Genomic DNA, 18571 nt, shown 5'->3' with positions numbered 1-18571 from the left:
CTAATTACGTTGATATCAACATATATTACGCATGTCAAATATGCCGGTGATTCCTTTTTCGACAACGCTTTTTGTGCGAGACACCTGTCTCTGCCTTCATGCGCAACGTGCCGCACGCGCCCTTGCCCGCCGCTTTGACGCGGCATTGAAGCCGGCGGGACTGACCAATGGTCAATTTTCGCTTCTGATGTCTCTGAACCGGTCTGAACCGCCGCCGATGGGACCGGTGGCGCAGCTTCTGGCCATGGATCGAACCACCCTGACAGCGGCGCTGAAGCCGCTGCAAAAGCGTGGGCTGGTATCGGTAGAGCCAGACCCGAAGGACAAGCGCGGCAAACGACTTCGATTGACGGAAGAAGGCCTGGCTGTGCTTGTCCGCGCACTACCGATCTGGACGCAGACCCATGTGGAAGTGGAAGCGCAGATTGCAAGCGGCGATGCCAATCGCCTCAGGCAAGACCTGATCGATCTCGGCTAGGGGCTGCCCTTGCCGAGTTGGGCAATACGCGGGTCTCCTGCAAAATCCTCAAGCGCAAACCCAATTCTGTGCATCGGAAATTCGCAGAGCGCCTGAACACCGGAATTTGCAAGCCGGATGCGCCAGCTGGTGCGCTCTACCGGCTGCTTGCGGGAAAAGCCAAGCGGCGTCAGAAGGGCGATGTTCAGCCCTTCTTTCGGATCACGGACAGACTGGTAGAGGATGGCATCAACATCCGCCTCGCGCGAGCAGTCAGCCAGGCCCTGGCAGGGTTCATAATTCGTCGGGTCCGTCCAGATGGTCTTGTCGCGTGAAAGAGGTGGCTGCGTGAGATCCAGCGCGGACGGCGTGTCGATGGCGGCCGAAAAGGCAGTGTATTCCGCCGCATTGGCAGGTAGCGGCGTTGACGGCGACTCCGCATAAAAGAGCAGCCGGTAAAAGGCCATTTCAGCCAGCGCCGTTTCCACCGCCGCAGACGCGTAATAAACGCCCTTGGTAAAACCCGCCCTGCGAAAACGCGATCCGTGCGGATAGGCGGCATCGTAACGGAAGGGCGTGGCGAGAAGGTAATCGAGGCCATCACATTCAGGCGGAAAGCGCCTTTTGCTGTTTTCCAGCAGATCCTCAAGCAGGGACTGTTCCTCGACAGTATCGACAAGCTTCATGGTCGAAACACGGTGCTGCGCCTCCACCAGCCGCCACCAGCGCCCGGAAATTTCCCGTCTTTCAGAGCGGAGCGCGTCGGGCGTCCAGGTATGCAAGGACATCGAGCAATCCGGTAATGGTTGTGAGTTTGTCGGCTGGCGCAGCGGCCAGAGCGGTATTGTGGTTTTTCAGCCAGCCGCGCGCGACGCCTTCGTCCCCGCCGACAACAGCATCCAGGGAGCGAAAGATGCGGATGAGCAGCACCGCAAGCTCGAATGATTTGCTGGCCGGATCGAGAACGAAATCCAGCTTCTTCATGCGGGAAACAGTTGGTGCCGAGACGCCCAGAATGTCTGCGACGCGGGCGGCACTGAGGCCCAACCGATCGGCTGCGGCAATGACGGCTTTCGTCACGACCCTGCCCTGCTCTGCGGGCGCTGCCTCTGGTTTCACGCGGATATTCATGGCATATCCTTTCCTTGGAAAGAATATAGCAGATTTCTTTCTGAAAACAAGAAGGGCTGGCGATGAGCCAGCCCTTGATGCGTCATATCTTGGGAAAACCAGATTACGCCAGAGAGACCGGAACCTCGGTCGAGGTGCGCATGGCGTGGGAGTATGGGCAAACGATATGTGCCTTCTGGACGAGACCTTCCGCGGTTTCCTTGTCGAGACCGGGAATGTTGACCTTCAGGGACACTTCGATGCCAAAGCCGGTGCCGTCATCACGCGGGCCGATGCCAACGGTTGCGGTAACGGTCGTGTCCTCGGGGATCTTGACCTTTTCCTTGCCAGCGACGTTCTTGAGCGCGCCGAGGAAGCAAGCGGAATATCCGGCTGCGAAAAGCTGCTCCGGGTTTGTGCCGGTTGCACCGTCGCCACCCAGCTCCTTCGGAACCGTCAAGGTGACATCCAGATTGCCGTCTGCGGACTTGGCGTTGCCTGCACGGCCGCCCGTTGCGGATGCCTGTGTTGTGTAGAGAATTGCCATGTCGATCACTTCCTTTGGTTGATGTTATCGATCATATAGCCCACAATTAAATTGTGCGCAATATAATTTTGCACATTGAGAAATTTTCCCGTTTCTGCAATATGTGTTGAGGAGATTGCGTTGCCTTTTGCATAGTGCAGGAACCGAGTGACAGGATAAATTGTTCCCTCTCCAGCAGCATTTTGGAGCTCACATGATGGACGACGGAACGATGGACGGCCTGCTGAGGCTCGACCTGCAAATATGCTTCGCGCTATACGGCGCAGCACATGCCTTCAACCGCGCCTATAAACCGCTGCTAGAGCCACTGGGCCTGACATATCCGCAATATCTCGTCATGATGGCCCTTTGGGAGAAGGAAACGGCAACCGTCAAAACGCTCGGCGAAATGCTGGGGCTGGATTCAGGCACCCTCTCCCCGCTCCTCAAGCGGCTTGAACAGGCAGGCCTGATCACCCGCAAGCGCGGCACCGTGGATGAGCGTCAGGTTCTGATAGCCCTTACGCAAGAAGGTGCCGGTATGAAACAAAAAGCCACAAACGTGATGCGCTCCATCGGACAAGCAACCGGGTGCAGCCTGGAGGAGCTGGGGCAGCTGCGAGACAGGCTGAATGCGTTGAAGGAAAACTTGGTGAAGGAATGACGCGGGGGCGGCCTGTCATCGAGTCTTGGCTCAAGAAGACGCAAGTCATTCGTTGTCAGCGTAAATGGGCGGCGCTCAAGCAGACACTGCCTGCCAAACGAAGTGAGGGCAGCCCAAGCTGCCCTCACTCAATTTTTACTGCCACACCACAACCCGCGCCTTGTTCGGCACGCGGTCGTAGAGGTCGATGATGTCCTGGTTCATCAGGCGCACGCAGCCGGAAGAGACGGCCTTGCCGATGGAGTTCCATTCTGGCGAGCCGTGCAGGCGATAGAGTGTGTCCTTGCCGTTCTGGAAGATGTAGAGCGCGCGCGCGCCGAGCGGGTTTTTAAGGCCCGGTGGCATGCCGCCATTCTTGGATGAGAACTTGACCAGTTCCGGCTGGCGGGCGACCATTTCATCCGGCGGGGTCCATTTTGGCCATTTCTGACGCCACTGGATGACGCCCTCGCCCGACCATGCGAAGCCTTCGCGGCCGATGCCGACACCGTAGCGCATGGCGGAACCGCCAGCCTCTACGACATAGAGGAGGCGCGAGCGCGTATCCACGACGATGGTTCCGGCAGGTTCGCCTGTCGGGTCGACAACGCGCTGGCGATAGTAGCGGCGGTCGATCTTCTGGTAGGGAACGGCGGGAATGACGTAGCCGCCATCTTCAACCGTGCCATACATGACGGCAAGTTCGTCATCGGAAATGCCACCGGCAAACATCGAGCGCATATCGCCCGCGAAATTGCTCGCAAGGGTTCCCGGCTGAACGCTGTTGAAAGGCCGAGCGCTGTAGGAAGCGCAGCCCGTCAGAAGCGATGCAGAGGAAAGGCCGAGAAGGGAAAGTAATCTACGTCTGGAAATATTTGTGTCGGTGCTCATCATAAGGCCGTTTTTCTCACATCGAAGCGACTAGGCGGATGTACGCGGGGTTGCAGAACCATCCTTCAATCTCGCTGTACGTCGTTTGTTCCACAGCAGATCAGCTATTGGTATAGCAGTTAACAGATAGCTAAGGGACAGTTGCTGTTGCGCAACAATGGCACTTTTGGCCTGCTTTATTTCAGTGCGTGATCAGATAACCACAATCGGCGCACCCTGCGGCACGCGGTCATAGAGATCGATGACATCCTGATTGAGCATTCGCACGCATCCCGACGACGTGGCCTTGCCGACCGATTGCCAATCGGGCGTGCCGTGGACGCGGTAAAGCGTGTCCTTGCCATCCTTGAAAATGTAAAGCGCCCGGGCACCGAGCGGATTGTTGAGACCGGGAACCATGCCGCCATTGGCGGAAGAAATCGACGCCAGCTCCGGTTGTCGCTGGACCATTTCATCGGGCGGCGTCCAGCGCGGCCATTTGGCCTTCCATTGAATCTTGCCACGTCCGGCCCAGGCATAGCCTTCCCGGCCAAGACCCACGCCATAGCGAACAGCCTTTCCACCGGGCTGAACGAGATAAAGGAAATGCTGCTTGGTATCGACGACGATCGTACCCGGCGCCTCGGCGGTCTGATAATCGACATCCTGCCGCAAAAAGCGCGGATCGACGCGAGAGTAAGGGATGGCGGGAAGCGTATGCCCATCATCGCTGATCTGGTCGTACATGACACGATGCAGCGGGTTGCTAACCGGCAGGCCGTATCCCAGCACCTGCGTGCTGTAGGCTGGCGACTGGCCCGAACCGGAAGGCCGCGTTGTGGATGGCGGGCCATATTGCTGCTGGAATTGCGACCGGAAAAGATCCGGCGGGCGGCTATTGATCGAGCCCGGCGTGGGCGGAAGCGGCGGACGCGGGATCGAGCCGACATTGTTGTAATTGAAGACTGGCGCCGTTTCCTGCACGAACACATCCGGGTTCATACGGCTCGTATCGGTTATGAACAGGCACCCGCTCAGGCCCGGCAAAAGGGAAAGCACCGCAAGAGACAGAAGGCGACGGCAGTGTTTCAGGGATAGAACTGTCATTGAACCGCTTCAAAGGGAGTCATCGTTGCGATGACCATGCCCTGCCCGGCTGGCGCGAAGCTGGAGAAACGGTCAGTTTGGCGCTTCTTCAGCCAAACTGACTGAAGAAGCGTATGCTTTCCGCCACCGCACCGGGCACCACGCCATTGTGGGTGCCTTGCAGCAGCATGTTGTCGATCCGCATTCCGGCGGAACGGGCGCGCTCCATCAGCAATTTATGGTCGGCATCGAAGGGGCGCTCTTCCGTTCCACGCAACAGCAGAGTCGGGCATTTCAGGCTTGGCCCGAAGCAGACCGACGAGCGCATGATGAATTCCTGCGGATTGCTCTCGTCAAAACACAGTTCATCGGAATAACGATTGAAATAGCGCCAGGAATTGACACCGGCTGAAATCGGAACCGAGGCGCGGAACTGCCGCACCATGGATGCGAGCAGCGACAGGGTGCCGCCATTGGAGTGGCCAGCGAGATAGATGCGGTCCTTGTCCACTCCCGGCAGGTTTTCGAGATAGGTCGCTGCGGCAAGCGCATCGGATGTTTCGTCATAAAAGCCGGAATAATTGCCCTGCTGGCCGTTTTCACCGCGGAAGGTGGGCAAAAGGACGACATATCCCGCTTCCCAATAGGGCCTCATCAGCGCCCAGTGCCCCTCCCCGGTGGCGTTGCCGCCATGGAGAAACAGGACTGCCGGTTTCAGCTTGGTCGTGGGCGTGTAGTCGGAAAGCCAGGCAACAAGCTCGATGGAGCCGTTCGGGCCGCCGGGATAGGTCACACGACGTCCACCCTCGGGCGTGCCGAGCGGTGACGATTTTTCCGGAGCCGAGATCTTTTTGACGAGATGGGTGTGGAAGCGCTTCCTGGCGTGCGCGTAGTCATCATGCTCGAACGGCATGACATCGGGCATCACAAGGCTGGCACCGGCAACTCCGGGAAGACATGCCGCTGCGGTCAAACCTGCGGCACCCGCAAGGATGGAGCGTCGCGATAGGGAACTGCCCATGGCAGATGGCGGTGATCGATCTTTCATATGCGATGACCCAAACAGCGTTGCGCACAGTGCAATTTCATCACTCCGTTCCGCGATTGTCTAGTTAATGTTTCGAAAGGGTAAATTCATCACTCAGCCTTTTCATCGATCATGGCGACGAGTGTCGACAGGCGGTCTGCCTCTGACGGAAGCTTGTCGGCGCGCAATCTGGCAATGCGTGGAAACCGCATGGCGACACCGGATTTATGGCGATTGGAGCGGTTGATCCCTTCGAACGCCACCTCCAGAACGAAGCCGAACTCCGGCGTTGCGCGAACTGCGCGGACCGGACCGAAACGTTCGACGGTGTTGTCGCGCACAAACTTGTCCAGCACCTCGAGTTCCGCGTCCGTGAAACCAAAATAGGCTTTGCCCACGGGCACAAGCTGCTCGCCATCCTCGTTTTCCGACCAGACGCCGAAGGTGAAATCCGAATAATAGCTGGAGCGTTTGCCGTGGCCGCGCTGCGCGTACATCATCACCGCATCGATGTTGAAGGGGTCTCGCTTCCACTTGAACCACGGACCTTTGGCGCGCCCGGCCTGATAGATGCTGTCCTTGCGCTTGATCATGACGCCTTCAATGACAGGATCGGGCGGTGCTTTGCGCAGCATCTCCAGTTCGTCCCAACTCGTGAATGGCACGAGCGGAGACAGGTCGAAACGATCATGCGGGGCACCGTCAATTAGCCCCTTCAGCTTTTCACGCCGCTGGAGGAATGTCTCGCCGCGGATATCCTCCTCCCCGTCGAACAGAAGATCGTAGGCGCGGATGAAGGCGGGATATTCCTCCAGCATCTTGCCCGTGACGGTCTTGCGGTTCAGACGCTGTTGAAGGTCGGAAAAGGTGCGCGTGGCGTTGTTGGAGCGCGCGGTACCGCCAATCAGCAACTCGCCATCCATCACGCCCTCGAAATTGACCGTTTCGAGAATGTCAGGGAAGGCCCCGGAAATGTCGTCGCCGGAGCGGGAGTAGAGCTTTTTCGTATCGCCCGAGCGGGAAAGCTGGACACGAATCCCGTCCCACTTCCACTCCGCGACAAAATCCTCCGGGATGAGGTTTTGCAGATCGTTGTCGCCAACGGGCGTTGACAGCATGACGGAGTGAAAGATCGCGGGAGTAGCCAGAACAGGGCGCTCTGCCTTGCCCTCGAGCCAGGCAAAGAGGGGCTCATAAGGCGGTTCAAGACCATGCCACAGGGTTTCGATTTCCGTGATATCGCGCTCACCGAAATCAGCCAGGGCCTGCCGCGCAAGCCGTGCCGAGACGCCGATGCGCAGGCCGCCGGTGACGAGCTTTAGAAAAGCAAAGCGAGAAGATGTGTCGAGCCTGTCCAGGAGATCGCGCACAGCGGAGCGGACTTCGGTGCGGCCCAGCGCATTCATCATGGCAATGACTTCGCCAAGACCAGGATCATCGGCTTGCGGAACATCCGCATTCTGGCTGGTGTCCCAGACAAGCGAGATGGTCTCGGCAAGGTCGCCCACATAGTCATAGGAATAGCGAAACAGGACATCGTCCATTCGCTCGAGAACCAGCTCGCGCAGCATGGCGGGCTTGATGCTCTTGAGGTCGAGCGTACCCGCGATAGCGGCCAGCCCATATCCCCTGTCGGGATCGGGCGCATCGCGGAAATAGTCTGTCAGCAGCTTCAGCTTGCCATTGCGCGATGGGGTCAGCACCAGACGGTCGAGGAGGTTTGCGAAAGACTTCATACCATCAATCCCCCTCGTCCTCGTAGCCGACAAGATGCAGCGGCCTTGCCGGAATGCCCTGCAACTCGCACCATCGCACCAGCGCCTCCTCGCGCCCATGCGTGACCCAGACCTGAGACGGCGCAACTTCCTTGATCGTTTCCAGCAGTTCCGGCCAGTCGCAATGATCGGAGATAACAAGAGGCAATTCCACGCCACCCTGCTTTGCGCGCTGGCGCACCATCATCCAACCTGACGCGAAGGAGATCAGCGGTTCGTTGAAGCGACGGGCCCATTTTTCCTGAAAGGCGGATGGAGGCCCAACGACGATTGCACCCTTGAACTGGGCTGGATTGCTCTTTTCAAGCGTGGCTGGCTTGAGCTCTCCCAGATCTATACCCTGCGAAATATAGTAGTCGCACAGCCGTGCCAGCGCGCCATGAATATAGACGGGCTCGCGATAACCATTGTCGCGCAGGAGGCGCAGCACCCGCTGCGCCTTGCCGAGGGAGTAGGCCCCGACTAGATGGGTTCTTTCGGGAAACTGCCGAATGGATGTCAGCAGCTTGGCAATCTCGCGGGCGGGTTTGGGATGGTGAAAGACCGGAAGTCCAAAGGTCGCCTCGGTGATGAAGACATCGCATTTGACCGGCTCGAAGGGTGCGCAGGTGGGGTCGACACCACGCTTGTAATCGCCTGACGCAACGATGCGCGTGCCAGCGTGTTCGATGGAAATCTGGGCCGAACCAAGGACATGCCCCGCCGGGTGGAAGCCAACTTTTACGCCGTTTACCTCAACCGTCTCGCCAAAGCCTACCGCCTGCTCGCTCGATGTGAAATCCTCGCCGTAGCGGATGCGCATGATGTCGAGCGTCTGGCGCGTCGCCAGCACCTTCTCATGCCCCGCGCGGGCATGGTCGGAGTGACCATGCGTGATCAAGGCGCGCGGAACCGGGCGAACTGGATCCACGTAAAAGTCGCCTACCGGGCAATAAAGTCCCTTTGGCGTGGGGTAGAGCAATTTGTCTGGCTTCATGGGCTCATTCGATGACGGCGTGGATGGAAGAAACGCTCACATTGGCAACCCGTTCCTCACCCGCCATGTTTTCGATGAACCCTACTCTACCGCAGCCGTCGGTTTTTCAACCACCGCGGCTGGCAGCCGGACATTTTTCAGGGACAGCGCAGCAATCAGACCGATAACGGCTGTGGCAGCGGCGGCGAGAAACAACGGCGTGAACGCACCGGCATAGAGATTTGCCACCGCAGCCTGTGAAGCCGCCGGCAGTTCTGCCAGCATCTTTGGCGTCAGTTCCTGTATCTTGCCGACGCCGGGAATGTCGCCACCCGCCCCCTTCAGATTGGCGGAGATGATTGCGCCATAGATGGAGATGGTGATGGCCGCTCCGCCCATGCGGGTCAGGGAGACCGCTCCGCTTGCGGCACCCACATCCGTGCGGGGTGCCGAATTCTGGACCCCGATGATGGGTGCCTGCTGGCCAAGGCCAACGCCCAGACCTTGCGCAAACAGAATGATGGCGATGACGAAAAGCGGAGTGCCGGCATGGGCCTGCGACAGGCTTAGCATGGCCACGACAGCGATCGACAGGCTGATGATGGAGAATATCTTGTAGCTGCCGGTTTTCGAAATCAGCCGCCCTGCGGTCAAAGAGCCCATGACGATGCCGCCAGCCACGGCGATGAAGAAAAGGCCGGCAGACGACGGCGACAGGCCGGTGGTCGTTTGCAGGAACAGCGCATAGTAGTTGACCATGCCGATGCCCAGACCGCCGCTGACCAGCGAAATGATCATGAACAGCGGGAATGTGCTGTCCTTGAACAACCGTAACGGCACGACAGGTTCTGGAGCGCGGCGCTCCACCTGTACCCAGAGATAGGCTGTCACGGCACCGAAGGCGACAATGCCAAGGCTCTGCCACGCGAAGATGGAGCCGAAAAGCTGCGAGCTGTCGGCCCAGAGGACGACGCTGGAAATGGTCAGCGCAAGAAGAATGGCACCGAGATAGTCGATCTTCGGCTGCCGGTCCGGCCTGCGATAGGGCAGCATGAAGGCCAGTCCGGTCAGCACGATGATGCCGATGGGCAGGTTGATGAGGAAGATGGAGCGCCATCCGAACAGGTCGCTCATGGTGCCGCCCAGAATGGGACCGACGCTGCCGGACGCCATGATGACAAGGCTGGAATAGCTCTGATACCGGGCTCTTTCGCGGGGCTCGAACAGATCCGCATTGACGGAGAATATGGACACCATGATGCCGCCGCCGCCAAGACCTTGCAGCACGCGGGCCGCAATCAGCGAGTCCATGGACCATGCAAGCCCGCAGGCCAGCGAACCCGCCGTGAAGATGACGATGGAGGCCATCATCACATATTTGCGTCCAAAGAGGTCTCCCAGCTTGCCATAGACGGGCATGACAGCGCTCATGGCCAGAAGATAGGCCGAGCCAATCCAGCCAAACCGCTCCAGCGCGCCAAACTCCCCGACAATCGTCGGCAATGCCGTCGATACAATCTGGTTGTCGAGCGTCGCCATGAACATGGCAAACATCAGAAAGAAGAAAACAACGAGCCTGCGACGGCGGTCCGGAACAAGAGGCGCCACAGGCGTAACAGACATATCCATGGGAGGGTCTCACGCTTGATGTGCAATTTATGTGACTTTAGCACATATATGTCAATGGCACATTATCGTGTATGTGCTATAGTTACGGATGAGTTGTTCGGGGATTGCAGGGATATGAACGAGCACGCAGCAGCGGCGCAGAATTTGGGAAAGGCTGATCCCGACATGGTGCTGGATATCAGCAATACGATGACACGTATGCGTTTGATGATCGGGCGGCGGGTGATCGGCCGCATGGCCATTGCCAAGCTGGCACCGGGGCTGGAGCTTTCCCATATCGATGTGCTCGATATCGTTCGCCGCGCAGACATGCCATCGACCGTCGGTTCGATTGCCGAAGCGATGCGCCTCGATCCGTCGCGCGGCAGTCGCGTCGTCGCGGAAATGGTAGGCCGGGGCCTGCTCAAACGTGATGTCTGTCAGGAGGACGGACGCCGCAGCGTGATCGAGATCACCCCCCTGGGCAGCAGCATTCTTGCGGAAATGCACAGCGCAAAGATCAGCATCATCAATGATGTCGTCAGCGACTGGCCCGCTGACGATGTGGAAGCCTTTGCCAGATTGTTCGACCGCTTCATCGGTCGATTCGAAAAGCGCCTGATGCCGGATGCCGTCAGTCTGACGGGCGAGACAAGGGTCTGCCCTCCCCGCAGCTAGTCCTCAAATTCAGCTGACAGGCGAAAGGCGCGTTCAGGGCAGCGCGGCTTTCACGCTCGCTGGAGCCGCCGTTTTGACCGGACCGTCCTTGCGCAACGCAGCCTGCGTCTGGTGGTGGCGGCGCGATTTCTGCCATGCATCAACCTGCCGGACAGACAGGAGCAGCGCGATTGCAGCGCCCGCATAGACGGGCGTCATCATGCTATCGAAAACTGTCTGCGAATCTCTCATCGGAATCTCCATCTTTTGTCGATGGCAGAGTACGATATGCTCGGTTGCTGAAATTGCGCGAGATCAAACGCGGGTAGTCGAACGGCGTTCTGCGCCTTGCTCGACTTGCATAATAATCAATTATGACAATAGCTTATGCCAGAATTTCATACGCTTTGAGGCAAACTGCCGCAGGCGTCAGATGCCCGATCCGAAGGTCTGGTCGAAGAAGCGCACACCGTTCCTGCCCTGCTTCTTGGCCTGATACATGGCCGCATCCGCCTTTGCGAGCAAAGCCTCCGGCGTGTCTCCATCGCCGGGGTAAAAAGCCGTGCCGGACGAACAGGTGACGCTGACCGATCCGTTTTCGATTGGAATGGGCTCTGCCGCGCGTTTGCGGATGCTCTCCAACCTGTTCAATATCCCGATTTCATCATGCCTCGGGTTGCTGAAGATGATGGCAAACTCGTCACCGCCAAGCCTGACGGCAATATCGGAGGCGCGAATGCAGCTGGTGATCCGTTCTGCAAGAGTGCGCAATACGAGGTCTCCGACCGCATGTCCGTGCAGATCGTTGATTTCCTTGAAATTATCGAGATCGATATAGCTGACCGCAACCAGCCGGTCTTCGCGTCTGGCTTCGTGGATGGCCCGATGAAACTGGCTCCAGAACAGGTTACGGTTGGAAAGCCCCGTCAGAGGATCGTGATGCGCGAGGAAATGCACACGGTCTTCAGCGCGGCGTCGGTCAATCGCGATCCCGGCGATATTCGTCGCCATCTCGATGATTTCTTTTTCAATCTGGGTCGGCATCCTGACAGTGCCGGAATAGAGCGCAAACGTGCCAAGAAGCACTCCGCCATTTCCAAAGATGGGCGTGGACCAACAGGAGCGCAGACCGTGAAGCATTGCGGTGTCCACATAGTTTTTCCAGAGCCTGTCCTGATAGGTATCGCTGACATAGACGGGCTCTCTATGCCAGGCTGCCGTGCCGCAGGAGCCCACCTCGGGACCTATCTCGATGCCATCGATGAGTGCCGTATAGGCCGCAGGCAGCGATGGCGCTGCGCCGTTTCGCAGGCGCCCCTGCTCGACCAGCAGAACGGAACCGCGCAGATTATCCAGAATGTTTTCGACAGTATTGACCGCACCCTCAAGAATTGTCGGCAAGGGCTGACCGTGGACAATCATCTCCAGCAGCGAGGCGTGGCTGCGGCGCAATGTTTCCTGCCATTTGGCGGCGGTGATATCGCGCGAGATACCGGCCAGGCCGATGATGTTTCCCTGCGCGTCGCGAATGGGAATGCGACTGGCTGAAAACCAGCGGATATTTCCATCCTTGCAGATGCGCTCCTCTGCGTCATAAACGCTTTCGCCGGTCTCCATGATACGGCGTTCCATGGCGTCTATAGCCCGCGCGGCATCCGGCGGAACCATGTCGAATATTGTCAATCTTCCCTTCTTGAAGGGGACATGGTCGAGGCCCGCGAGTGCAGCGGCATTCAGGTAGGTGAAGTAACCATCCATATCCTTGAGGAATACAATTTCGGGAATGTTGTCGAGCAGGTAAGCGAGCCGAGGATCGGCTATCCCAGGTTCAAGAAGATTTGCAGCCAGTGCCTGCACGTCAAGCAAGCGAGCGCTATTTTCTTCACGCATTGCGCAAGGATCCTTAACTGTTCCACCTTCGCCGGTCATTATTGCCCCACGATCGCCACCATGCCCTAGCAAACAGTGCTGCGCCAGCGATATTGGCATAGAATTACTTATGCCTTATTAAAGTAGATCTTAAACTGACCCTAGCGGAAAGTATATTTGGAATTGAACTATTATGCTGCAATATAGTCGCAGATAGCTATGATTCGACTTAAATGCAATCGAAAGCTGTGTGCTAGATTTAGAAAAAACGTGTATAGGAAGAACAATCCCGCTTCCGTTTTGGCGCTACCGGCAATAGCTTGGCCGCAGCGATCGAAGGGGGTTTCAAATGCTGACAATTTACGGTGTCTACCGGTCTCGCGCCACGCGCACCTTGTGGCTGGCGGGCGAGTTGGGGCTGAATTTCAAACTGGTGCCTGTCATTCAGGCCAGACGGGTGGAAGATCCACTGGCAGCCAACGCTCCGATGAACACGCTGACGCCATCCTTTCTGGCAATCAACCCCATGGGCACCATTCCCTGCATAGAGGATGAAGGCATGGTTCTTTACGAATCCATGGCAATCAACCTCTATCTTGCCCGCAAGCACGGCACCGCCGTTGCACCCGCCGATCTGGCCGAAGACGCGCAAATGATGCAGTGGTCCTTCTTCGCGGCAACGGAAATCGAAACCAATGCGCTGAAGATTTCGTCCACCGTGTCGGAGGGGCTTGCCAATACAGATGCGGGCCAGGCCGTCATAGAAGTGGCCGCGCGCCTTCTGCGCCGTCCTTTCAAGGTTCTGGAACAGCATCTTTCCGAAAATGAATATCTCGTCGGAAACCGCTTCAGCGTTGCCGATATCAATGTTGCCGAGGTCGTGCGCTATGCGCAGGCGCACACGCCGTTGTTTGAGGCGAATCCGGCCGTTAAGGCCTGGCTGGACCGGTGCCAGAGCCGCGCCGCCTTCAAGGCGATGTGGAGCGCCCGCGACAGCGAAGCGGCCTGATCAGAGCGCCGAGGTAACCCGTATTTCGCCGACGGTGATGCCGTTCCAGTTCTTCATGGAACGGTTTGCCATGGCCATCATCCTGTTCTGTGCGGCGCTGTCCTTTTCCATGTAGCGCGCAAGCAGGGCTGCAATCATGGCTTCGGCGGCACGGGTGGTGCCGTCTTCGCATTTCACCGCCATGGCCAGCCCCTGTTGCGGAAGCGCCGCAACGAAGACGCCTTCCGCCCCCGTCTTGGCAAAAATTCGGCCGGGATCGATTTCCATCAGCCTCGTGCAGGTGCGGCCAGTTCCAGCCACATAGAAGGGTTCTGCCATGCAGGCCTCCATCAAACGACGGGATGCCTGCGCACGGACCGCCTCCAGCCCCTGCCCCGTCGCCATTCTGGCAAAGCCGTACGCGAGGCTTTTCGGCGGAATGGCATAATTGGGAATGGAGCATCCATCGATGCCGCAATTGTCGTGGCCAATGGCTTCGCCCATCAGGCTTTGCATGGTCGCACGAATTTCCTTCTGGAGAGGATGGTCATAGCCCACATATCCCTGCGGATCGGTGCCGGTATGACAGCAAGTGCAGACGAAACCGGAGTGCTTGCCCGAGCAGTTGTTATGCAGTGCGGTCGGCTTTTCCAGTGTCCGGGCCTGATGAATGATGGTTTTCTGATCCGAAGACCAGTGCGCGCCGCATTCCAGGCTGTCGACATCGCGTCCCGCCTTGGCGAGCATGGCGGCGGCAAGTTCCACATGGGCGTCCTCGCCGGAATGCGAGGAACAGGCAAGGGCAAGCTCGCGATTACCGAACCCGTAGGCATCGGCAGCGCCGCTTTCGATCAGCGGCAGCGCCTGCATTGCCTTGCAGGCAGAACGCGGGAACACGGCAGCATCCACATCCCCTGCTGACAGCAGCACTGAACCATCGCCATCCACGACCACTGCCATGCCCCGATGGCGGCTTTCGACAATATTGCCGCGGGTGACTTCGACGGTAACGGGGTTGTGCATGGTCTGGCCTCAAAAAATACGGATTTGACACCATTGTTTAGAGCAATTGTCTCCACGATGCACGAGATCGCCCAATTGAAATTCGCCAAACGTTTCGTCGTTGCCGTTTTCCTCATTTATCTTCTGCCCGCGCTGGCGTCAGCCGGTTTATGGGCGATGAAGGAACACCCGACAGGCTACCGCAATGCGCGCTGGTCCTCGGCGGGCATTCTGCCGGAAGCCAAAGCCGACAACCCCGCCGCCATTTATGTCTATTCGGCCATGACCGGCGGCCTCAAGGGCTCAATTGCAAGCCATGCCTGGATCGTCACGAAGCAGGAGGGTGCTGCGCGTTACGAACGATATGACAAGGTTGGCTGGGGCACGCCCATTCGCCGCAACGCCTATCCGCCGGACGCCTATTGGTATTCCAACATGCCAAGACGCGTGCTGGAGCTGCATGGAGAGGAAGCAGCAAGGCTGATACCGAAAATCGAAAAAGCGATTGAAGATTATCCCTATGGGAAACCCGGTGGCTACCACATCTATCCCGGCCCGAACTCGAACACCTTCGTTGCTCATGTGCTGCGCAGCGTGCCGGAACTGGGCGTCGTCCTGCCGCCCGATGCTGTCGGTCGCGATTATCTTCCCAATGGCGCGTTCATCCATGTCGCCGATGACTGGAAGGACATCAGCCTCTCGCTTGGCGGATTGCTGGGTGTCTCTGCGGGCGTGCGCAGCGGTTTTGAGCTGAATTTTCTTGGGCTTGTCGCGGGGTTCGACGTGGTCAATCCCGGGATAAAGATCCCCGGCCTCGGCTATTTCGGCACCGGTTATCAGCTGGGCGTGTGACGTTCCTCGCCGCTGCGATTGGCCCGCTTTGCCCTTATGCCCTGCGCGATGAAGACGCGCGACAGGCCGTGATAGAGCGGCTCTGCTGAAACCATGCGCGATGTGAGATAGCCGAGCATCGATGCGGCCATGATGGGGATCAGCGCCTCATGGTTTCCCGTCATCTCCAGAATGATGACGAAGGCCGTCATGGGCGCCTGAACCACGCCCGCAAAATAACCCGCCATGCCCAGTATGGCACCAAGCCCGATGCTGGTGCCTAGAACCGACGCCACGGTGCTGCCGAAGCCCGCCCCGACAGACAGGGAAGGCGCAAATATGCCGCCTGGAATCCCTGACATCATCGACAGGAAAGTGGCCGCCAGCTTTTCGAGAAAGAAGAAGCTTGGGGCAGCATGACCCTCGATAGCGGAACGCGCCTGTTCGTAACCGGTGCCGAAGGTCGCGCCACCGGTGGCAACACCAATCATGGCTGAGGCCAGTCCGCAGAGAGCGGCGACGATCAGCATACGCTTGAGAGGCACGCTATGGCTCCAGCGGCGAATGCGCTGCGAAGCCTTGAGTGCGAAGGCGCTGAAAACGGCACCGAACAATCCGCCTCCGATCCCGCAGACCAGCACCAGCCCCCAGTCGGCTACGGTCTGGGCCGAGACGCTGCTCGTTCCGAAATAGGTATAGGTGCCGACAAGGCCAAGCGACGCCAGACCAGAGAGAATGACCGCCGTGAGCACGAGCCCGTTGGACCGCGCTTCATAGGTACGGCCCATTTCCTCGATGGCGAAGACAATGCCTGCGAGCGGCGTGTTGAAAGCGGCAGCGATGCCGGCGGCCGAGCCCGCCAGAATAAGACCTCTGGCCTGCGCCATGCCGCCAAGCCTTGCTGCCTGCAGCATGATGGAGGCACCCACCTGCACGGTCGGCCCCTCACGCCCGATCGATGCCCCGGACAGAAGACCTGCAATCGTCAGAATAATCTTGCCGAACGCCAGTTTCAGCGACAGCAGGCGGGAGCGATCCTCATCCTCGTGAAAATGTCGCGCCGCGATGGCCTGCGGAATGCCGCTGCCGCCGGAATTGGGGAAGACCTTGATGGACAGCCAGGCGCAGAGGGCAAAGCCAATCGGCGTGATGAGAAGCGGCAGCAGAAAGGCCCACGTACCCGACGATGTTACCGAGAAGAACAGATGCTGCGCCCAGTCCGCCATTTTTGCAAAGGCGACACTGATCACACCGACGGCAAGCGCACCGGTCCAGAAAATCGCACGCGGCTTCCACACCTGCCAGTTACCCCACACCACACGGGTACGGCGCAACATCTTCATTTTTCTATATCTGGCGGGCATGGCAGCTTTTCTGTCGTCTGGGAGAGACCTTCCTTATCGAACCGCAGCGCCGCGATTGCAACCTTAACCCTGACAATTATCAAGAAGACTTGGGCGCCAGTGGCTTTTACCGATCACTAACTGCTGCGCGCGGGTTGCTCCATGGCTCCTGATTTGAGCGGGGCAAAGGCTGTTTTCCGAGAATATGGTCGGAAGCCTTTTCTCCGGTCATGATCGACGGGCCGTTGAGATTGCCGTAGGTCACATGCGGAAAGATGGAACTGTCGGCGACGCGAAGACCCTCCACGCCGATGACCCTGCATTCCGGATCGACCACCGCCATCGGGTCGTTGCGGTCGCCCATTTTGCAGGTGCCGCAGGGATGGTAGGCGCTTTCGAGATGCTCGCGCAGGAAGGCGTCGATATCCTCATCGGACTGGACACCCTCGCCCGGCTGAATTTCCGGTCCGCGATAGTCGTCGAATGCCTTCTGGCTGAAGATTTCCCGCGTCAGGCGCACGCAATGGCGGAACTTCTCCCAGTCTTGCCGATGGCTCATATAATTGAAGCGGATGACGGGATCGTCCTTGGGATCGCTGGAGGCAAGCGTGACATTGCCGCGCGATTTTGACAGATTATAGCCGACATGAACCTGAAAACCGTGGCTTTTGGCCGCTGCCTTACCATCATAGGAAATGGCGACCGGCAGGAAATGGAACTGGATATCCGGCTGCTTCAATCCGGGCTCGGAGCGCAGGAAGGCACAGGCCTCGAACTGGTTGGAAGCGCCGAGCCCACCCTTCGTCACCAGCCATTGCGCGCCCGCCACGCCCTGCCAGAACCACGGCAGCCACGAATAGAGGGAGACCGGCTTGGTGGAAACCTGCTGGAAATAGAACTCCATATGATCCTGGAGATTTTCGCCCACACCGGGCCGGTCTGCCTTCACCTCGATGCCGAGTTCCTGCAGGTGCCGGGCGGGGCCGATGCCCGACAACATCAGCAGCTTGGGCGAATTGAAGGATGAGGCAGCGACGATCACCTCGCGGTTTGCGCCTATGGTCTCGATGGCACCCCGGCGCTCCACCTCAACGCCGGTTGCGCGACCGTTTTCAATGACGATCTTGCGGGCAAAGCCCTTGACCAGTGTGACATTGCCGTGTTTCAGCGCCGGTCTGAGATAGGCGTTGGCGGCGGACCAGCGGCGACCATTGTGAATGGTCTGCTCCATCAGGCCGAAGCCCTCCTGCTTGGAGCCGTTATAATCGTCCGTCAGTTCGAAACCCGCCTGTGCGCCTGCCTGCACGAAGGCATGGAACAGCGGGTTCTTCACAGGCCCGCGCTGCACATGCAAGGGCCCATCCGTGCCGCGCCAACCCTCTTCGCCGCCATGGCTGGTTTCCATTCGCTTGAAATAGGGCAGCACATCCGCATAGGACCAGCCGTGCGCGCCAAGTTCCTCCCAGCGGTTGAAGTCTTCGGCATGGCCGCGGACATAGACGAGACCATTGATGGATGATGACCCACCAATGACCTTGCCGCGCGGAGCGGTGATGCGGCGATTGTTGAGGTTCGGCTCCGGCTCTGAGTAATAGCCCCAATTGTAACGCTTCATGCTCATTGGCCAGGCAAGCGCGGCGGGCATCTGGATAAAGGGACCGAAATCCGTTCCGCCTGCCTCGATGACGATGACCGAGTAACGCCCGTCTTCCGACAGACGATAGGCCATGGCGGACCCTGCGGAACCCGAGCCGACGATGACGAAATCTGCTTGCTGCATTGCGGTTGCTCTCTAAAAAATCAGCGTGGGTCCGGGTGGGGTGT

At 58.6% G+C, this 18571-nt stretch carries 19 protein-coding genes; 5 read left to right on the top strand and 14 right to left on the bottom strand.

Annotated features, from left to right (window positions below; genetic code table 11):
* Positions 1-31 precede the first annotated feature (31 nt).
* The gene (locus tag ASF69_RS08005) at positions 32-478 is read left to right on the top strand and encodes a MarR family transcriptional regulator (protein ID WP_062586769.1); all 447 of its coding nucleotides are present in this window, start codon (positions 32-34) and stop codon (positions 476-478) included.
* Here ASF69_RS08005 and ASF69_RS08000 read toward each other — a convergent pair.
* The 3 genes from ASF69_RS08000 to ASF69_RS07990 form a co-directional block, all read right to left on the bottom strand.
* Positions 475-1245 (bottom strand): RES family NAD+ phosphorylase, encoded by a 771-nt coding sequence (locus ASF69_RS08000; protein ID WP_062586768.1) that lies wholly within the window; start codon positions 1243-1245, stop codon positions 475-477. The two genes, ASF69_RS08005 and ASF69_RS08000, sit on opposite strands and share 4 nt — an antisense overlap.
* A complete protein-coding gene (locus ASF69_RS07995) occupies positions 1205-1588 on the bottom strand; it encodes an MbcA/ParS/Xre antitoxin family protein (RefSeq protein WP_062586767.1) in 384 nt (127 codons plus the stop codon). The genes ASF69_RS08000 and ASF69_RS07995 overlap by 41 nt, the downstream gene beginning before the upstream one ends.
* A gap of 103 nt (positions 1589-1691) precedes the next feature.
* On the bottom strand, positions 1692-2114 hold the full coding sequence (locus tag ASF69_RS07990; protein WP_062586766.1) for an organic hydroperoxide resistance protein: 423 nt from the start codon (positions 2112-2114) through the stop codon (positions 1692-1694).
* A gap of 196 nt (positions 2115-2310) precedes the next feature.
* Between ASF69_RS07990 and ASF69_RS07985 the strand changes: the two genes are divergently transcribed.
* Positions 2311-2757 carry a MarR family transcriptional regulator gene (locus ASF69_RS07985; protein WP_062587224.1) on the top strand — a complete coding sequence of 149 codons (447 nt, stop codon included), beginning with the start codon at positions 2311-2313 and terminating at the stop codon, positions 2755-2757.
* 135 nt (positions 2758-2892) lie between these two features.
* Here the strand turns inward: ASF69_RS07985 and ASF69_RS07980 are convergent, their stop codons facing one another.
* From ASF69_RS07980 to ASF69_RS07955, 6 genes are all read right to left on the bottom strand, one after another.
* Entirely contained in the window at positions 2893-3627 is a 735-nt protein-coding gene (locus ASF69_RS07980; protein WP_062587223.1) for a L,D-transpeptidase, read from the bottom strand.
* Between the two features lie 192 nt (positions 3628-3819).
* Positions 3820-4713 (bottom strand): L,D-transpeptidase, encoded by an 894-nt coding sequence (locus tag ASF69_RS07975; RefSeq protein ID WP_062586765.1) that lies wholly within the window; start codon positions 4711-4713, stop codon positions 3820-3822.
* 88 nt (positions 4714-4801) lie between these two features.
* Positions 4802-5740 (bottom strand): alpha/beta fold hydrolase, encoded by a 939-nt coding sequence (locus ASF69_RS07970; RefSeq protein ID WP_062586764.1) that lies wholly within the window; start codon positions 5738-5740, stop codon positions 4802-4804.
* An 89-nt stretch (positions 5741-5829) separates the two neighbouring features.
* Complete coding sequence (locus tag ASF69_RS07965; RefSeq protein WP_062586763.1) at positions 5830-7455, bottom strand: cisplatin damage response ATP-dependent DNA ligase; 1626 nt, start codon at positions 7453-7455, stop codon at positions 5830-5832.
* Positions 7456-7459: 4 nt separating this feature from the next.
* Positions 7460-8470, bottom strand: a complete 1011-nt coding sequence (locus ASF69_RS07960; protein ID WP_062586762.1) for a ligase-associated DNA damage response exonuclease — start codon at positions 8468-8470, stop codon at positions 7460-7462.
* Between the two features lie 81 nt (positions 8471-8551).
* Complete coding sequence (locus ASF69_RS07955) at positions 8552-10078, bottom strand: MDR family MFS transporter (RefSeq protein ID WP_062586761.1); 1527 nt, start codon at positions 10076-10078, stop codon at positions 8552-8554.
* 165 nt (positions 10079-10243) lie between these two features.
* Here ASF69_RS07955 and ASF69_RS07950 point away from each other — a divergent pair, with 165 nt between their 5' ends.
* Positions 10244-10735, top strand: coding sequence for a MarR family transcriptional regulator (locus ASF69_RS07950; protein WP_113169797.1), 492 nt, complete (start codon positions 10244-10246; stop codon positions 10733-10735).
* Positions 10736-10768: 33 nt separating this feature from the next.
* Here the strand turns inward: ASF69_RS07950 and ASF69_RS07945 are convergent, their stop codons facing one another.
* Complete coding sequence (locus ASF69_RS07945) at positions 10769-10966, bottom strand: hypothetical protein (protein WP_062586759.1); 198 nt, start codon at positions 10964-10966, stop codon at positions 10769-10771.
* A gap of 177 nt (positions 10967-11143) precedes the next feature.
* Complete coding sequence (locus ASF69_RS07940) at positions 11144-12604, bottom strand: diguanylate cyclase (RefSeq protein ID WP_062586758.1); 1461 nt, start codon at positions 12602-12604, stop codon at positions 11144-11146.
* 328 nt (positions 12605-12932) lie between these two features.
* Here ASF69_RS07940 and ASF69_RS07935 point away from each other — a divergent pair, with 328 nt between their 5' ends.
* Positions 12933-13592, top strand: a complete 660-nt coding sequence (locus ASF69_RS07935; RefSeq protein WP_062586757.1) for a glutathione S-transferase family protein — start codon at positions 12933-12935, stop codon at positions 13590-13592.
* Here the strand turns inward: ASF69_RS07935 and ASF69_RS07930 are convergent, their stop codons facing one another.
* Positions 13593-14594 carry an asparaginase gene (locus ASF69_RS07930; protein ID WP_062586756.1) on the bottom strand — a complete coding sequence of 334 codons (1002 nt, stop codon included), beginning with the start codon at positions 14592-14594 and terminating at the stop codon, positions 13593-13595.
* Between the two features lie 75 nt (positions 14595-14669).
* On the opposite strand from ASF69_RS07930, the gene ASF69_RS07925 reads away from it, so the two are divergent.
* Positions 14670-15425, top strand: coding sequence for a DUF3750 domain-containing protein (locus ASF69_RS07925; protein ID WP_062587222.1), 756 nt, complete (start codon positions 14670-14672; stop codon positions 15423-15425).
* On the opposite strand, the gene ASF69_RS07920 is transcribed toward ASF69_RS07925, so the two are convergent.
* Both ASF69_RS07920 and betA read right to left on the bottom strand, forming a co-directional pair.
* Positions 15410-16768, bottom strand: a complete 1359-nt coding sequence (locus ASF69_RS07920; RefSeq protein ID WP_062586755.1) for a chloride channel protein — start codon at positions 16766-16768, stop codon at positions 15410-15412. The two genes, ASF69_RS07925 and ASF69_RS07920, sit on opposite strands and share 16 nt — an antisense overlap.
* Before the next feature lie 106 nt (positions 16769-16874).
* Positions 16875-18527 (bottom strand): choline dehydrogenase, encoded by a 1653-nt coding sequence (gene betA, locus ASF69_RS07915; RefSeq protein WP_062586754.1) that lies wholly within the window; start codon positions 18525-18527, stop codon positions 16875-16877.
* Between the last annotated feature and the right edge of the window lie 44 nt (positions 18528-18571).

It is taken from the genome of Rhizobium sp. Leaf311, from assembly GCF_001423445.1.
In the GTDB taxonomy this organism is placed as follows: domain Bacteria; phylum Pseudomonadota; class Alphaproteobacteria; order Rhizobiales; family Rhizobiaceae; genus Agrobacterium.
The sequence above is the reverse complement of the archived record's forward strand: the minus strand, read 5'-3'. Positions and strand labels throughout refer to the sequence as shown.

Coding starts and splice junctions, on each gene's coding strand:
- ASF69_RS07980 (WP_062587223.1), bottom strand. CDS start 3,627: ATGAGCACCGACACAAATATTTCCAGACGTAGATTACTTTCCCTTCTC.
- ASF69_RS07965 (WP_062586763.1), bottom strand. CDS start 7,455: ATGAAGTCTTTCGCAAACCTCCTCGACCGTCTGGTGCTGACCCCATCG.
- ASF69_RS07930 (WP_062586756.1), bottom strand. CDS start 14,594: ATGCACAACCCCGTTACCGTCGAAGTCACCCGCGGCAATATTGTCGAA.
- ASF69_RS07955 (WP_062586761.1), bottom strand. CDS start 10,078: ATGGATATGTCTGTTACGCCTGTGGCGCCTCTTGTTCCGGACCGCCGT.
- ASF69_RS07990 (WP_062586766.1), bottom strand. CDS start 2,114: ATGGCAATTCTCTACACAACACAGGCATCCGCAACGGGCGGCCGTGCA.
- ASF69_RS07920 (WP_062586755.1), bottom strand. CDS start 16,768: ATGCCCGCCAGATATAGAAAAATGAAGATGTTGCGCCGTACCCGTGTG.
- betA (WP_062586754.1), bottom strand. CDS start 18,527: ATGCAGCAAGCAGATTTCGTCATCGTCGGCTCGGGTTCCGCAGGGTCC.
- ASF69_RS07975 (WP_062586765.1), bottom strand. CDS start 4,713: ATGACAGTTCTATCCCTGAAACACTGCCGTCGCCTTCTGTCTCTTGCG.
- ASF69_RS08000 (WP_062586768.1), bottom strand. CDS start 1,245: ATGTCCTTGCATACCTGGACGCCCGACGCGCTCCGCTCTGAAAGACGG.
- ASF69_RS07970 (WP_062586764.1), bottom strand. CDS start 5,740: ATGAAAGATCGATCACCGCCATCTGCCATGGGCAGTTCCCTATCGCGA.
- ASF69_RS07940 (WP_062586758.1), bottom strand. CDS start 12,604: ATGCGTGAAGAAAATAGCGCTCGCTTGCTTGACGTGCAGGCACTGGCT.
- ASF69_RS07945 (WP_062586759.1), bottom strand. CDS start 10,966: ATGAGAGATTCGCAGACAGTTTTCGATAGCATGATGACGCCCGTCTAT.
- ASF69_RS07950 (WP_113169797.1), top strand. CDS start 10,244: ATGGTGCTGGATATCAGCAATACGATGACACGTATGCGTTTGATGATC.
- ASF69_RS07935 (WP_062586757.1), top strand. CDS start 12,933: ATGCTGACAATTTACGGTGTCTACCGGTCTCGCGCCACGCGCACCTTG.
- ASF69_RS07985 (WP_062587224.1), top strand. CDS start 2,311: ATGGACGACGGAACGATGGACGGCCTGCTGAGGCTCGACCTGCAAATA.
- ASF69_RS08005 (WP_062586769.1), top strand. CDS start 32: ATGTCAAATATGCCGGTGATTCCTTTTTCGACAACGCTTTTTGTGCGA.
- ASF69_RS07995 (WP_062586767.1), bottom strand. CDS start 1,588: ATGAATATCCGCGTGAAACCAGAGGCAGCGCCCGCAGAGCAGGGCAGG.
- ASF69_RS07960 (WP_062586762.1), bottom strand. CDS start 8,470: ATGAAGCCAGACAAATTGCTCTACCCCACGCCAAAGGGACTTTATTGC.